General features: G+C 38.4%; 15 protein-coding genes. 10 read left to right on the top strand and 5 right to left on the bottom strand.

Annotated elements, in window-relative coordinates:
* Positions 1 to 265: 265 nt before the first annotated feature.
* From IAE53_RS06635 to IAE53_RS06620, 4 genes are all read left to right on the top strand, one after another.
* The gene (locus tag IAE53_RS06635; protein ID WP_010281806.1) at positions 266 to 757 is read left to right on the top strand and encodes a hypothetical protein; all 492 of its coding nucleotides are present in this window, start codon (positions 266 to 268) and stop codon (positions 755 to 757) included.
* Between the two features lie 24 nt (positions 758 to 781).
* A complete protein-coding gene (gene celB / locus IAE53_RS06630) occupies positions 782 to 2137 on the top strand; it encodes a PTS cellobiose transporter subunit IIC (protein ID WP_010281805.1) in 1356 nt (451 codons plus the stop codon).
* A 13-nt stretch (positions 2138 to 2150) separates the two neighbouring features.
* Positions 2151 to 3584, top strand: coding sequence for a 6-phospho-beta-glucosidase (locus tag IAE53_RS06625; RefSeq protein ID WP_010281804.1), 1434 nt, complete (start codon positions 2151 to 2153; stop codon positions 3582 to 3584).
* Between the two features lie 118 nt (positions 3585 to 3702).
* A complete protein-coding gene (locus IAE53_RS06620; protein WP_010281803.1) occupies positions 3703 to 4437 on the top strand; it encodes a GntR family transcriptional regulator in 735 nt (244 codons plus the stop codon).
* 61 nt (positions 4438 to 4498) lie between these two features.
* On the opposite strand, the gene IAE53_RS06615 is transcribed toward IAE53_RS06620, so the two are convergent.
* Positions 4499 to 5470 carry a LacI family DNA-binding transcriptional regulator gene (locus IAE53_RS06615; protein ID WP_148422859.1) on the bottom strand — a complete coding sequence of 324 codons (972 nt, stop codon included), beginning with the start codon at positions 5468 to 5470 and terminating at the stop codon, positions 4499 to 4501.
* Between the two features lie 160 nt (positions 5471 to 5630).
* Here IAE53_RS06615 and IAE53_RS06610 point away from each other — a divergent pair, with 160 nt between their 5' ends.
* The 4 genes from IAE53_RS06610 (at position 5631) to IAE53_RS06600 (ending at position 9759) form a co-directional block, all read left to right on the top strand.
* On the top strand, positions 5631 to 7577 hold the full coding sequence (locus IAE53_RS06610; protein WP_010280401.1) for a sucrose-specific PTS transporter subunit IIBC: 1947 nt from the start codon (positions 5631 to 5633) through the stop codon (positions 7575 to 7577).
* Between the two features lie 16 nt (positions 7578 to 7593).
* Positions 7594 to 8856: a glycoside hydrolase family 32 protein gene (locus tag IAE53_RS06605; RefSeq protein ID WP_148422858.1), complete on the top strand. Its 1263-nt coding sequence runs from the start codon at positions 7594 to 7596 to the stop codon at positions 8854 to 8856.
* A 186-nt stretch (positions 8857 to 9042) separates the two neighbouring features.
* A complete protein-coding gene (locus IAE53_RS11540) occupies positions 9043 to 9177 on the top strand; it encodes a hypothetical protein (RefSeq protein ID WP_010280396.1) in 135 nt (44 codons plus the stop codon).
* Between the two features lie 21 nt (positions 9178 to 9198).
* Positions 9199 to 9759 carry a hypothetical protein gene (locus IAE53_RS06600; protein ID WP_200136116.1) on the top strand — a complete coding sequence of 187 codons (561 nt, stop codon included), beginning with the start codon at positions 9199 to 9201 and terminating at the stop codon, positions 9757 to 9759.
* A gap of 96 nt (positions 9760 to 9855) precedes the next feature.
* Here the strand turns inward: IAE53_RS06600 and IAE53_RS06595 are convergent, their stop codons facing one another.
* The 3 genes from IAE53_RS06595 to IAE53_RS06585 form a co-directional block, all read right to left on the bottom strand.
* The gene (locus tag IAE53_RS06595) at positions 9856 to 10836 is read right to left on the bottom strand and encodes a LacI family DNA-binding transcriptional regulator (RefSeq protein ID WP_010280394.1); all 981 of its coding nucleotides are present in this window, start codon (positions 10834 to 10836) and stop codon (positions 9856 to 9858) included.
* 100 nt (positions 10837 to 10936) lie between these two features.
* On the bottom strand, positions 10937 to 11716 hold the full coding sequence (locus IAE53_RS06590) for an SDR family oxidoreductase (protein ID WP_010280392.1): 780 nt from the start codon (positions 11714 to 11716) through the stop codon (positions 10937 to 10939).
* A 188-nt stretch (positions 11717 to 11904) separates the two neighbouring features.
* Complete coding sequence (locus IAE53_RS06585; RefSeq protein WP_200136115.1) at positions 11905 to 12447, bottom strand: NADPH-dependent FMN reductase; 543 nt, start codon at positions 12445 to 12447, stop codon at positions 11905 to 11907.
* Between the two features lie 249 nt (positions 12448 to 12696).
* Between IAE53_RS06585 and IAE53_RS06580 the strand changes: the two genes are divergently transcribed.
* Positions 12697 to 14727, top strand: a complete 2031-nt coding sequence (locus tag IAE53_RS06580) for a KUP/HAK/KT family potassium transporter (RefSeq protein ID WP_200136114.1) — start codon at positions 12697 to 12699, stop codon at positions 14725 to 14727.
* Positions 14728 to 14907: 180 nt separating this feature from the next.
* Here the strand turns inward: IAE53_RS06580 and IAE53_RS06575 are convergent, their stop codons facing one another.
* Positions 14908 to 15354, bottom strand: a complete 447-nt coding sequence (locus IAE53_RS06575) for a GNAT family N-acetyltransferase (protein WP_368668229.1) — start codon at positions 15352 to 15354, stop codon at positions 14908 to 14910.
* A gap of 193 nt (positions 15355 to 15547) precedes the next feature.
* Between IAE53_RS06575 and IAE53_RS06570 the strand changes: the two genes are divergently transcribed.
* Entirely contained in the window at positions 15548 to 16225 is a 678-nt protein-coding gene (locus IAE53_RS06570) for a response regulator transcription factor (protein WP_188353284.1), read from the top strand.
* Positions 16226 to 16284 lie beyond the last annotated feature (59 nt).

The following is a 16284-nucleotide window of genomic DNA, read 5'->3' as shown; positions in this document are numbered from 1 at the left end:
GCAAAGTTTAATAATTGACTGAAATCATCAAAAATATAAAAAGCATCTAAACGGATGTCGCTGGCAAACAGTTACTCCGGTTAGGTGCTTTTTTGGGAGTTCAAAATTGTCTCAACACTGTTTTAAAAGAAAAGAAAGCGTTTACATTTTTAATTACTGATGTTATAATTAAGTCATTCGAATGAGTTAACTTACTGGGGGATATGGTGATGACAATTTTTAATGTCGACGAATAGCTAAAGTATTTTTCGAAAGGAGATTGACTGTGAAAGATAAGTCAGAAATGATGGATCGTGGGCGAAAAAATCTAAGCATCAAAAGCATGGCTTTCAATCGCTTTTTAATTTTTCGATATGTGACAGCAGGTTTCTTTTTCACCAATATGTACTGGATGTTCTTATTGTTTGGTAGAACAGGATTTTACTGGTTACTGCCTGCAGCGTTGCTATTGATAAATATTGCGGTTGCTGTGGAACAGACGGGTAAATATTGGCGACCTAATCATAAATTGACCCTAACCATTGCGGGATATTGGGTTCAATTGGCAAGTAATATGGCACTAGTGATAGTGATGTTATTTGGATTTAACCATACATTTTGGCCATTTATCAATGATCAAAGCCAATCAGTTATTTTAATTATTTTACTGGTTGGTATGGGCTTATGTCTGTTATTGGAATGGCGGGCACGTTTAATTTCACAAGACCAAGATAAGTATTTTAAGCTACTTCAAGACTTTAAAGTAAGTTTGCAATGAGTTTAATAGAAAAGAGAGTGAATCATGGATAACAGTGATAACAAAATGTTCCAGTTTCTAAGTAAGCATTTGATGGGACCGATGGGTAAGTTAGCACAGTTGAGAATTGTTCGTGGTGTTATGGCGGCAGGTATGGCGTCCATTCCGTTTACAATTGTTGGCTCAATGTTTTTGATTGTAAGTATTATCCCCCAAAGCTTTCCTGCTTTAGCAGGCATTTGGTCGGCGTCATTTGACAAATTAACAAGCTTGTACATGATTGCTAACACAGCAACGATGGGAATTTTAGCCCTTTACTTCTGTATTGTTTTTGGTTATGAATACACAAGAATTCAAGCACAAGAAGAAAAAGTTAACGTTAATCCACTAAACGGTGTATTACTATCGCTGATGGCATTTATAATGTGTGTCCCTGAAATTATTTTCAAGGATGGTGCAATGACATTAATTAATGTTGTTAGCAAAAACAGCAAAATTATTGATGGTTGGGAAATGGGTGGTGGTGTCACCCGTTTGGGTACGACTGGTATCTTCACAGCTATTATCATGTCAATCATTGCTGTGAAAATTTATACGTTCTGTGTGAAGAAAAATTGGACGATTAAAATGCCAGATACTGTGCCAACAGGTGTTGTTAATTCATTCATGGCATTAATTCCAACTGCACTAATTGCATTCACAGTCATTATTATTAACGGTATACTGGTTGCCTTGAATACTGATATTTTCAAAGTCATTGCCGTACCATTTAGTTTCGTGACGAATCTAACGAACACATGGATTGGTTTGTTAGTCATTTACTTCTTGATGCACGCACTTTGGATTGTTGGTATTCATGGTGCGACAATTGTCACGTCATTTTTGACACCAATTGTCTTGTCAAATATGGCAGCCAACCAAGCTGGGGCCAATATTCCTTTTGCCGGTGAATTTAATAACTCGTTTGTTACTATTGGCGGATCTGGTGCGACACTAGGTATGGTAATATTCATTGCTTTCTTTGCCAAATCAGCACAACTAGGTGCGCTTGGAAAAGCTGCCATTGTGCCGTCATTCTTCAATATTAACGAACCAATTTTGTTTGGTATGCCGGTTGTGTATAACCCTTATACAGCTATTCCGTTTTTCTTAGCACCAATGGCGTCAATGTCAGTCGCATACTTTGCTATCAAATTCCATCTGGTTAATCCACCGATTGCGCAGGTTGCTTGGCCAACGCCGGGTGGTTTGTCAGGATTTATTGGATCAGGTGGTGATTGGCGGGCAGCCGTCTTAGCACTAGTTTGTGTCATAGTGGCCTTTGTCATTTGGTATCCATTTATCAAGTTTTATGATGGCAAGTTAGTACGTGATGAACAAACAAACGCAGTGAATGCTTAATAGGAGGATAATTGTGAGTACATTTCCAAAAGATTTTTTGTGGGGCGGTGCCGTGGCGGCGCATCAATTTGAAGGTGGTTGGCAGGCAGACTGTAAGGGCATTAGCATAGCTGATGTCATGACGGCTGGCGATAATCAGACCAAACGACGGATTACAGATGGCGTTTTGCCTGATGAAAACTACCCTAATCATGAGGCAATTGATTTCTATCATCACTATAAAGAGGATGTTGCTTTATTTGCCGAACTTGGCTTAAAGGCATTCCGTACCAGTATTGCTTGGACACGAATTTTCCCTAATGGTGACGAAGATGAACCCAATGAAGCGGGACTTCAATTTTACGATGACTTATTTGATGAATTATTAAGTAAGGGCATTGAACCTGTTATTACTCTGTCTCACTTTGAAATGCCTTATCATCTTGTGACTGAATATGGCGGCTGGCGTAATCGCAAGATGATTGATTTCTTCACAAAATTTGCCGGCGTGGTTTTCCAACGCTATCGTGACAAGGTCAAATATTGGATGACTTTTAATGAGATCAATAATCAATCAGCAATGATGAATGAATGGTCACTGTTTACAAATTCTGGTATTGTGGTTAAACCAGATGAAGATGTTGAGCGTGTGATGTATCAAGCTAGTCACTATGAAGTGGTTGCGAGTGCCTTGGCCGTTCAAATTGGCCATGATATTAATCCTAACTTCCAAATTGGTGCCATGTTGGCACTTGGACCAGCCTATCCGGCTAGTCCAGATCCAAAAGACATCATGAAGGCAGAACGCGCTATGCAAGTCAATACTTGGTACGCTGACGTTCAAATAAAAGGGCGCTATCCTGCTTGGCTACGTCAATATTTCAAACAACGACAGTTTGATTTAGATATCACATTATCTGATTTAGATGTCTTGCAGGCTGGTACAGTGGATTACCTCGGCTTTTCATATTATGCTTCCCACGTTGTGCAAGCAGTCGCTGATGAGCGTGCTGACTTTACAACACGAGATGACAAAACAGAAATTCCAAATCCAACATTGGCTGCTTCAGATTGGGGTTGGATGATTGATCCTGTTGGTTTACGATATATGCTAAATTGGCTGACTGATCGTTATGAATTGCCACTCTTTATCGTTGAGAACGGATTGGGTGCATTTGATAAGGTTGAAGATGGTCAAATTCACGACAACTATCGTATTGACTACCTACGCCAACACATTGAGCAGATGGCGTTGGCTATCAATGTTGATGGTGTTAATCTGATTGGCTACACGCCATGGGGCTTCATCGATTTGGTATCAGCAGGGACCGGACAAATGGATAAGCGATATGGCATGATTTATGTTGATAAAAATGATGCCGGCGAGGGTAGTTTAAAACGATTGAAAAAAGATTCCTTCGCATGGTTTAATCAGGTGATTACAACAAATGGTGATAATTTGAATTAAGTTGAGCAAAGACTTGTTGTGGCGACCTCTCCGAACAATAAGTCTTTTGTTTTACGCTAAATTCAGGCATAATGGATGATAGTGCGTCAGAAAATACGAAATCTGGAAGGAAAATTTTATGGCAAAGGGAGAGCGTTCTGTTGCAACAGACACATTAGTCAAAAAAATAATGGATGACATCCAACAGTTACCGACCGGTTCCGGCACAATGCAATTGCCTCCAGAGCCTGAATTAATGGCAACCTATCAAGTCACAAGGTATACACTAAGACAAGCGCTGAAAAAGCTAAGCCAAATGGGTTATACTTTCCAAGCGCATGGTATTGGTACATTTGTGAGACCACGAATGAACAATCATGCCATTTCGTTACAAAATCCTGTCGGTATGACTGATGAAATGGCGCGTCAAGGGCGTCATTTAACAACTAAGCATGCCACGATACAGGCCACGACAGTTGCAGAAGCCGCTTTTCTACCCATCGGCACTCAATTAGATTCGAACATCCCGCTGTGGAGTGTGCGACGATTTAGATATGCTGACGATAAGCCATTTATTTTTGAGCAGTCTTATTATTTGCGAAACATTGTTCATCAAATTCCAGAAACAGCGCTTTACGGCTCATTATTTAATTTTGTAGAAGAAAATGATGCTTTAAAAGTCGGCTTTCAAGATACTATTATTGAAGCTGGATCAATGAGTCAAGAAATGGCAGCTTTTTTTGATAGGCCTGAGCAAAGCCCCACATTGAGTGTGCGAGATGATTCTTATTTGAGTTCTGGACAACTTTTTGCCTTTTCAAAGTTAGGGTATGATGCTCGAGACACTAAATTATTTTTATTTAAAAAGATTTAATGAATACAAAAAATGCTATGCGCAAACCATGATTTGCGCATAGCATTTTTTGCTGGAATAATCAATAAAAATTTTGTGTTGATTCACGTTCAACTAACTGTCCATCAAACACAAGACGTTGCTTTTCTGAAGGGTTATTTTCACGAACATTTTTCAACAGATTATACATTAGCTTACCTGTTTCATAGAAGTCATATTCAAAGCTAGTGAGATGAGGGGTGACAGTTGTACTTAAATCAGATTTTCCAAATCCAATATATTTGGCTGATTGATGAGTGGCAATACCAGCTTGTAATGCACCAATTGTCATTCGATCAGTGGCACCAATCACCAAATCAAACGTATTCTCAGACATGACACTTAATGCATCATTTCTAGCCTCGTCAATGTTAAATTTGGTATGAATAGTGGTGACGTCGTAGTCTGCTAAAGCATGATAAACCCCAGTAAAACGCTCATGGCCAATGGACCAATCTTGTTGTTCAGGTATTGTCAGCAATAATACTTTTTTGGGGGTTAAAGACATGGCATACTGCCCAACTATGTCACCGGCTTGACGGTCATTCATTAAGACGCGATGAAAATCACCTTCATCTTGACCCTGAATGACGACTGGTACATCAAAAGCTTTCAGTGCGTCACGAATGTCATCAGTGATATTAGCGGTTAAAATGATTAGACCACTGACATGCTGGTTACGCAACTTTTCTATCGCCGCTAACTCGCGCGCGACCGATTGATAAGTGTTGACAATTAAAAAAGTGTCCTCATCATTGGCAGCATCCAAACCACGCAACATTTCCACCTGTGCTGTTGAATCTAAACGGGGGACAATGACCCCGACAGTGTGGTTAATTTTTAATTTCAAATTTTGCGCCAAAGCATTAGGCTGGTAATTATAATCTGAAACAATTGTGTCGATTTTGCGACGTGTTTTTTCACTGACAGAGCCACCATTTAAGTAACGTGAAACGGTGCTTTTTGCGACGTTAGCCATTCTGGCAATGTCTGCAATTGTAATCTTTTTTTCCATAAGGTTATCGTACCATAAATACGCAAGACAATATTTCAGTTCTAAAAATTAATTTAAAAAAAAAGATTGCATTAATCATTGAAAGCGGTTACAATGTAATTGTTAAGGAAATGGAAACGGTTCCAAATATCTCATCAGTATTTGAAAAAAGGAGTAGAATATGGATTATAGGAAAGTGGCTGAGCGTGTTGCGCAAGCAGTCAAGAAGGACAATATCGTAGCCGCAGCACATTGTGCGACGAGACTACGTTTGGTAGTGAAGGATGTTAAAAATATTGACCAAGCTGCTTTGGATAATGATCCAGATTTAAAAGGAACATTTAATGCCAATGGTCAATATCAAATCATTGTTGGTCCAGGAGATGTTAATGGTGTTTATGATGAATTTGTTAAATTAACTGGTGTTAAGCAGGCTTCAACTGACGATCTCAAAAAAATAGCTGTGGCTTCTGGTAAAAAGAATCCTTTAATGGATTTGGTTAAGGTCTTATCTGATATTTTCGTGCCATTGATTCCAGCGTTGGTGGCTGGTGGTTTATTGATGGCCTTGAACAACATTTTAACGCAGCCCAATATGTTTGGCCCAAAATCATTGGTAGGCATGTATCCCAGCATTACGGGAGTGTCTGAGATGGTCAACTTGATGGCTTCAGCGCCATTTGCATTTTTACCAATTTTGATTGGTATCACAGCGACACGCCGATTTGGTGGTAATGAAATTCTTGGTGCCGCTGCCGGCATGATGTTGGTGATGCCAAGTCTGGTTAATGGTTATAATGTTGCTGAAGCAGTTGCGACAGGAAAAATGCCAACTTGGGATTTGTTTGGTTTATCCGTCGCACAGGCAGGTTATCAAGGACAAGTGTTGCCAGTGATTGGTGTTGCTTTCATTCTGGCTACATTGGAAAAGTTTTTCCATAAGCACTTGAAAGGCGCAATTGATTTTACATTCACGCCAATGTTAGCCTTAATTATTACAGGATTTATCACTTTTATTGTGCTTGGTCCAGTTTTACGGACAGTATCTAACGGTATTACAGACGGGTTGACGTGGTTAGTGACAACATTTGGCTTTATTGGCTATGGTGTCTTTGGTTCATTCTACTCAGCTATCGTGATTACAGGACTTCATCAGAGTTTCCCAGCAATTGAGACGCAGTTGTTGGCCAACGTTGCAAAAACGGGTGGCGACTTTATTTTCCCAATTGCTACTGTGGCAAACGTCGCGCAAGGCGCTGCTACATTTGCCATTTACTTCTTGAGTAAAGGAAATGAAAAAGTTCGTGCGTTGTCTTCATCAGCAGGTGCTTCGGCAATGCTTGGTATTACTGAACCTGCGATGTTTGGTGTCAATTTGAAGTATAAGTTCCCATTCTTTATTGCGTTAGGATCGTCAGGAATTGCGGCTTTGGTTATGGGATTATTCCACGTGATGTCATCATCACTTGGTCCTGCCGGCTTGATTGGTTTTATTGCTATTCCAGCTAATAAATGGGTTGGTTTCTTCTTAGCAGTAGCAGTTGCTTTCATTGTCTCGTTTGTTGTGACATTAACGTATGGTAAGTCACACATGCCAAATCAAAATAATGATGCATCACAAGCAACCACAGATGTTTCAGCTGATGCTTCAACTGTTGATGGTTTTGAAATTAGTGCCCCAGTTTCTGGTCAATTAGTTGATTTGGCGACTGTCAATGATCCTGTTTTTGCCGGTGGTATGATGGGTAAAGGTGCTGCGATTGAACCAGCTGATGGGACAATAGTCGCACCGGCAGATGGTACAATTACTGTTGCTTATGCCACCAAACACGCCTATGGCTTAACCACAGCAGATGGGGTTGAAATTTTAATTCATATTGGTATCGATACCGTTAATTTAGATGGTAAAGGCTTTGAGAGCTTTGTCAAACAAGGACAAACTGTCTCGAAAGGTGATAAACTAGGAACGTTTGATGCAGCTATTATTAAAGACGCTGGCTATCCCGTAACGACAATGGTCTTAGTGACAAACACAAATAATTTTGAGCAGGTAATCGTTGATGCACCATATGGAAATCAAGTGATTACGACAGATGATATTTTGACAATCGTACCTAAGGCACAATAACAAAAGGAAGGTTTCAATGTTAGTAAAGAACGATACAATTTCCCGAGAGGAATTTCATTTATATCCAACACAGGGATTACTAAATGATCCCAATGGCTTGGTTTATTTCAAAGGAAAATATCATGTTTTCTTTCAATGGAATCCAAAGGCTTGTAATCACAAGTATAAAGAGTGGGGACACTTTGTTTCTAAAGATTTAATCACTTGGGAACGTGTTGAGACAGCCTTGAAGCCGTCATTGGCTGAAGATGCTGCTGGCATCTATTCTGGTACAGCATTTGTTAAAGATAATCGGTTGTATGTTTTTTATACCGGTAATGTACGTGACGAAGCTGGGCATAGTGTCGCCTCACATCAAATGTGGGCGGTGAGTGATGACGGGCTTAATTTCACTAGGTTAGGTCAATTGTTTCCTCATCCTGAAGGATTTACAAAAGATGTACGTGATCCAATGGTTTGGCAAGGTCAAAATGGACACTTTTTCATGATATTAGGTGCACGTCCTGATAATAATATTGGTGACATTATTGTTTACGAATCAACTAATTTTGAAAACTGGCAATTTAGAGGCTCATTGATTACCGGTGAATTAACTGAGGTGCGTGGTTACATGCTTGAGTGTCCTGATTTAATTGAAGTTGATGGCAAACAAGTGCTCATGTTCTCGCCACAGGGTCTTGCGCCGGATAAAATTAATCACCGGTACGAAAATATTCATAACACTGGTTATGTGGTGGGACATTTTGATGAAAAAACGGCTCATTTCACACCTGAAACATCATTTGAAGAAGTCGATCGTGGATTTGAGTTTTATGCGCCCCAAACATTAAACGCCCCAGATGGCCGCCGTATTATGTGGGGATGGGCAGGAATGATGACCCCAGAGCGTGAAAGCAAGGTGCCGACTATCGCAGAGGACAACTGGGTTCATGTCTTGTCATTACCAAGAGTTTTGCACGTTACTGATGACAACAAATTAACCCAAGCACCAATCGCTGAATTAGTGCAGCCGATATCTGTAAAGCCAGAAGACGTTAGTGGTGTGGGCGCATACGCGTTGCACACACAAGCTGACTGGCTGATAAATTTCGGCGATGATTTAACCTTATCACGTCAAGAAAATCGATTAACCATGACGCGTAAGCAATGGGAAAGTGACCAATATGAAAGTCGTGAAGTGACCGGTAATTTGGATGAAGTGCTGTTGGTAGTTGATAAAGATATTATTGAGGTTTACACGGATAACGATCAACTAACGTTAACGGCGCGATATTTTTGAAGGTTAGCATTATTGATAAAAGGACATCAGCTCGAATGAGAACTGATGTCCTTTTTAACTATACAATGTGTACAAGAATATCTTGACATTTTATGAAACCGATTACATAATTGTAGTTGAGTTGATATTATATGTCATAAAATATCATTATTGGTGATATTTTAATGAGAGAACAGGAGAAACATTATGTTATTTTTGGTGAGTGCATACGAGGAAGGCTTTCGAGTTGGCGAATTAATGCGTTATTTTTTGTTTGCTGTTGTTTTAGTGACAATGGTGATGCTGGGAATCAGGGCATGGCGTAATCGTCACAATAAGTAATGGCTATCAGGGAGAAAACACATGACACATACTATGCAACAGATAACAATGATGGACATACCCAATAATATTGACAAAAAATTAACATTTATTGATTTTAATATAGATGGTGAATTATTTCCGCAACAGCCACAATCAAATAGCTTATTTTCAAAAGTGTTAGCTTCTAATCCATTTCCAATCGGAGTACTTGAATTGAAAAATGATGAGATTAAGATTGGCGATGAAACCAAGCATGTTTTTGCAACTTTTTCAACCGATCAGATTACATTTTTAGAAATAGGTATTTACCGTTCTGCATTTCGGAATGCGCCTTTGGCACTGTTATCTTCTCGTTATACGCTTTATGTTCACTTAGTAGCCAATGAAAAACCATTTTTTATGTTAAATGATGATATTCAAGCGTTGGGCAAATTTATGTCAACCCTAAATTTTAAAAAATTTCATCTCGTTGATGAAATGAGTTTAATGACACATTTGGCACAATTAGGTGAATTAGACAATCAGTTATTTGAAGAGTTGGCCAAACGGACGAAATTTTTCATGCCGTTACAAATCATTGGTAGCAATGCGCGCGTGTAAGTTTTGGTCAAAGCAGGCTACTGATGTCGGCTTTTTATGTTTCTTCTCGACCCTGTTGGGAGAAGAAATGCTTTGTTATGACATTTTGATAATTCTTTATTTGTAGTGTGAGGGGATGATAATGTTTTGAATAGTCTGGTGGTAATCATTGTTTTCTGACGATAGATGTTTGATGAGTATTTCCGCAGCAGAAGCCCCCATCAAATAGGGTGATTGCTGAATGAATTTGAAATTCGGTGCAAGATAACGGGGCATCGCAGTATCGATGAAGCCAGTTATATTTTGCGTCTGATGCGCTTGCGTTAAAAAAGAAGGGTGTGTCAATAACTGAATCAATAAGCGTTCCTTCAAAACCACTAGTAAATTTTTGGGATTGTTTAGATCAACTGTTTCTGATAGCTTATTCACATCAAAATGCTCGGACTGCGTTTCAATGACATTAACTTGATCAAACACGGTTTTAATACCTGCAACACGTGCTACCCGTGTCGACAGTTTTTTCACCGGTTCGGTAATCACAGTCACACTAGAAAAAGAATCAGGAGAAAGTTGGGACATAGCATACTTTGCAATTTCAAAGTTATTGGTTGTTACCGAGCTCATTTCTAAATCAGCAAACTCACGATCAATTAGGACAATTGGCATATTATTGTTCAAAAATTTACGAATTACTGCACTATCTGTTGTCAGTGGTTGTAAAATAATCCCAGCAAAATTTTGATTATAGACGGACTCTAAATGTGCTTTTTCTGTTTTTAGATTGGAATCAGAATCCAGCAAGACACCGATATATCCAAAAGCACTTAAAATTGAAACAATCCCTTTAAAATATTCAGACGAAAAATACTCATCGATGTTAGAGGCAACAACAGCGACTAAGTTTGATCGTTTTTTTGCGAGTTGAACTGCAGCCGAATTTCTAATATAGTCAGTTTCAGTAATTATTTTTTTGATTTTTTGAGCCGTAGTTTCAGACATTTGGTTCAGTTGACCATTGAGGTATCGACTAACAGTTGCGATCGACACATTAGCCAGTTTGGCAATGTCGCTAATGGTCAGTTTTTGTTGATTTGTCATAAAAATAATCTCCGTTTAAAAAAAGCAATACACAAAACAATGTATTGCTTTTTTAAGTTTACCATAACGTTGTGATAAGTTTGAAAAGTATTATTCAAACTTAACGGAGCAGATAACCACCGTCGACTGGCAGTGTGACACCGGTTACATAGTCGGATGCATGGCTGGCCAAAAAGACAACTGTTCCCATTAATTCTTTAGGATTGGCCCAGTGACCTGCAGGAATGTGATTCAAAATTTCTTCATTTCGTGTTTTATCTTCTTGCAAAGCCTTGGTCATTGGTGTGTCAATATATCCGGGTGCAATGGCATTGACTTGAATATTATCCGGAGCCAAAGCATCTGCGTATGCTTTTGTTAAGCCAATCACACCGTGTTTGCTGGCTGTGTATGGGAAAATGAATTTACCAGCACGATATGATTGCATTGAACCGATATTGATTATTTTACCACCACCAGCTTTTGCCATTATCAACGCAGCAGCTTTTGAAATATGATACATTGCGTTGAGGTTCAAATTGATGACAGCGTCCCAATCATCGTCAGGAAATGCTTGCCACTCGTGTCGTATTTGAAGACCAGCGTTGTTAACTAAAATATCTAACTTACTACCGTGATCATTAACAAAATTTGTCACAGCATCCCCAACATTTTTGCTTGTAATATCCAGTTTTAGGAAGTGGACAGTCTGACCATTCGATTCAACCACTTTTTTTGTTTCAGACCAACCATTTTCACTGTGAGAAATGACTAAAATATTAGCGCCTACCGCACTCAGTGCCTCCGTATAATAACGACCTAATCCTGATGCACCACCAGTAACTAAGGCAGTTTTACCAGCAAGACTAAAAGTATCGAGTCCAAAATCTTTTGTGTGCATAACCATTCTCCTTTTTATTAAGTAGCAGTGAGTTATAGTTACGTAAACGCTTACGTAAACCTTATACACAAATCATACTATGATGTTCGTTATTATTCAAGTAATTGATTTGGTCGAGTGTATCATTTGGTAGTGATCAAAAAAACTAACCCTGTAAGGGTTAGCTTTTGCTTGGCTTGATATGATGATTAAAACTTGTTAGCAAATGTCACAAACTTCTGGGCAGCGCCTGCCAAGAACGCTTTTGTGTCGTCATTTGTAATTTGACCAGTTTCATCAGCTAAATTGCCTGTGTTACCAATGTAAAGTTCTGGTTGTTGTAGAGTTGGCATATCTAAAAATACCAATGATTGACGTAAGACATGATGTGCTAAAACACCAGCTGTCCCACCAATTGATTGTGAGGCGACTAATGCAGGCTTTCCTGCCCAAGAATTTTGCCCCCAAGGTCGTGATGCAATATCCAATGCGTTTTTCAATGCAGCTGGAATGCTACGATTATGTTCTGGTGTGACAAAGATGAATGCGTCTTGTGCTGCCACTTGTTCTCTAAATGCTGTGTAAACTTCTGGTGAGTTTTCATCATAGTCCTGATTATAAATGGGTAGATTACTGATATTTAAATAAGTAACGTCTGCGTCCTCAGGAAGTCCAGCAACAAGTGCATCTGCGACACCTTTTGAATAAGAATTTTTGCGAATTGAACCAATTACGATACCAAATTTTGTCATGGGTGTTTACCTCTTTCTAGTTACTAAAAGTAAGTATAAAACTTGTAATATGATTTTGCAAGCATTTTCTGGTTATTTTCACGACAAAAGCAGTACAGGGACAGTAGTTGACTTTTTAATACAAACTAAATGACCACAAGTAACATATCAAACTATGACAATGTTATTGGTCTACCAATCATAAATACTGTTATAATATTGACAAATCGTAAATTAGTAAAGTATCCATAATTAAGAGGGGAATCACAAATGGATTTAGAAAAAAAGACTAAATGGTCGTCTGCGGGCGCACTAATTGCTTTGGGTATCGTTTATGGCGACATTGGTACGTCGCCATTGTATACGATGAATTCCATCTTGAATAGTGCAAGGAGTACTCAGCATTTAAATGAGTTTGTTATTGGTTCGGTTTCTTTGGTGTTTTGGACACTGATGTTGATTACGACCATTAAATATGTTTTGATTGCATTGCGTGCTGATAATCATGGGGAGGGTGGCATTTTTGCGCTTTATAGTCGTGTTCAAAGTGTCAATAAAAAATGGCTGTTGATTCCAGCTTTAATTGGTGGATCAGCTTTGTTAGCAGACGGGACGCTGACGCCTGCCGTTACCGTAACAACAGCAATTGAAGGTTTAAAAGGGCAAGGCTTTGGCATTTTATCCTTTCCAAATGATCAATTTATTGTCATGGTTACCGTAACAGTTATTTTGGTGATTATTTTTACATTTCAGCGGGCAGGTACCAAGAAGATAGGTAATTTATTTGGGCCGGTTATGTTAGTGTGGTTCCTTTTTATTGGTTTCTTTGGCTTGATTAATATTTTTAGTGATTTATCGATCCTGAAAGCACTGTCGCCCGTTTATGCTATACAGGTACTTGTGAGTCCAGAAAATAAAACTGGTATTTTTATATTAGGAAGTGTTTTCTTGGCTACCACTGGTGCTGAGGCACTTTATTCAGATATGGGTCACGTTGGTAAGCACAATATCTATATTAGCTGGCCGTTTGTTTATACAATGTTGATTTTAAATTATATGGGACAAGGGGCGTGGATTATGACCCATAGCAGCCAAGCAAACCTTCTGAAGCAAGCCTCAAATCCGTTTTTTGAGATTTTGCCTCATTCTTGGCGGCTTGTCGGGGTTATATTAGCAACTTTAGCGGCAGTAATTGCATCGCAAGCGTTGATTTCTGGTGCCTATACTCTAGTTAGTGAGGCAATTAATCTCAAAGTAATCCCAAGACTAAGGACATTTTATCCTAGTGACGCTCGTGGTCAAATGTATATTGCCACTGTAAATTGGATTTTGTGTGTGATAGGCTTGATTATTGTATGGGTATTTCAAACTTCGCACAATATGGAGGCAGCTTATGGTCTGTCAATTACAATTACCATGTTGATGACAACAGTGCTACTATTTGAATTTGTGAGGAAGTATCAGTCAATCCTTGTGGCAAGCTTGTTTGCGATTGTGTTTGGCTTCATTGAAGTTGTCTTTTTGATTGCTAGTCTTGGTAAGTTTTTACACGGTGGATATGCCACCTTGATTATCATGTTGGCTATTTTGATAATGATGACCGTTTGGTTTTATGGTAATAAACGTCGTGAACAAATTGCCAAAAAAGATGATTATTTGTCTTTGCGAGATTATCGTAAACAGTTAGTCAACTTATCTGAAGATGAAAATGAGCCGCTATTTGCGACAAATCTTGTTTATATTGCTAACGTCCATCAAAATTACATGTTGAAGCGATCCGTTATTTACTCATTGATAGGATCCAAGCCCAAGCGTGCTGCTGTTTACTGGTTTGTCACCGTTCGTGAAGCAACGGATCCTTATGAAAAAAGTTACGAAGTTGATATGATGGGGACAACAAATATGGTGCATGTCACATTCAGGCTTGGTTTTAAAGTTGAGCCGCAAATTCATCTGTATATCAAACAAATTGCTAACGACTTAATTAAAAAAGAAGTTCTAAAACCTCAGTTTCCAAGATATGCGATTGATAAGCACGGTAGTGTGAGTGATTTTAAGTATGTTATTGCTAATCAATATTCAGCTGATTTATTGCGTTTACCAAACATTCATCCTTGGGATCGTTTCTTGATTGGTGGTCGCTTATGGTTGCAAGGCCACACTGTTAAACCAAGTAGCTTTTATGGGCTTGAGTTAAGTGATGTTATTGAAGAAACTGTACCATTATTTTTGGATAATAATAAAAAAGTCAAATTAATTCAAAGTGATTTGAAGAATGTCGTCAAAAAAGACAATGAGTGAATCAATTTAGTTCGTTGTAAACTGGATGTTAGTTCTACAATCTTCAAAAAAAAGAGTGACACGTTCAATGTGCCACTCTTTTTTAATAGAGATTACGATAAAAAACTGCTTTATCGGTCCACTTATTATTTTCTAACATGAAGCCTTTTCGAACTGTTTCAAATGAAAAGCCCAATTTTTTTAGTAAGTTTTGAGAAGGATAATTTTCCAATGCAACATGACATGAGCTTCAATACGATGAAATCCTGCTGTGTCAGCAAGATAGGGCATGAGTGCAGATAACGCTTCAAAGGCAAAGCCTTGACGCCATAGTTGATTATGGATAAAGTAGCCTAATTCTCCCCACGCCATATTGGTTCTAGCTAGCGTTGCAACATCAATCATACCGATGTGATTGTGATTTTTATCAAAGATAGCCAAAATCAAAATATCGTCAGTTTCACGTAACCGATTATGCTTACCAACTAAGTCGGCAAACCAATCTGCTGTACAAATGCTCATGTCTAACTTGCCTTCATCATAAGGGCTTTGGGCAGGAAAGCGATTAGAAAAACCATTAAACCAACTTTCGTAGTCATCTATTTGCAATGGTTTAAGAATCAGTCGTTCTGTTACAATGGGTGTCATGCTTTGGATAATTTCTCCTGTGGTATGGGGTTATTTGTGATAAATGATAACTAACGGATGACATGAAAGGCAACAATTTGGTATATCATATATTACAATAGGTATAGTGAAAAACAATAACTATAATTTAACAATAATGTCGGCGAAATACAAGCTCGGCGTTTTGCAATAAGATGAAAAAAGTGGGAGTGCCATGGGTTTTAAAATATTTGTAGTCGAGGATAATCATGAAATTGTTAATTTATTAAAAAAATCATTATCAAGTTGGGGATTTTTAATTGAAGCGTGCCATGATTTCAATCATGTCAAAACAGAAGTGGACCAATTTTTGCCGCATTTAATTTTAATGGATATTAATTTACCGTATCATAATGGCTTTTTTTGGACACAAGCAATCCGAAAGGATAGTGTGGTTCCAATTATATTTTTATCCAGTCGTGATGACAACACAGACCAAATTTTGGCGATGAATTTTGGTGGTGATGACTATGTCACCAAGCCATTTAATATTGAATTGTTGATTGTCAAAATTAATGCGCTTTTGCGTCGTGAATATACGTTTGTGTCTGATCGAAGCGTTCTAAAATTTCAAGATTTTAGTTTAGATATTATTGATGATCAACTCAGAACGGGAACACGCTCAGTAACTTTGACTAGAAATGAAACCAAGTTGTTACACTTATTGTTTAGTCATCAATATCAAGTGGTGTCTCGCGAAGATATTATGTCAAATTTATGGGACAATGATATTTTTATTGATCGCAATACGTTGTCAGTGACTTTGGCACGTTTACGTCAAAAAACTGCAACAATCGGATTTGCAAAATTTTTGGTCACGGTTAAAGGGAAAGGGTTGTCGTTAAATGATTAAAAAATGTTTGCAATCAATTTGGTTATTTTTGCTGGATTATTGGTATTTTTACCTGCTTT

Source organism: Leuconostoc sp. S50, assembly GCF_016624925.1.
Taxonomy (GTDB): Bacteria; Bacillota; Bacilli; order Lactobacillales; family Lactobacillaceae; genus Leuconostoc; species Leuconostoc pseudomesenteroides.
This window is presented reverse-complemented; position numbering and strand designations above follow the sequence as displayed.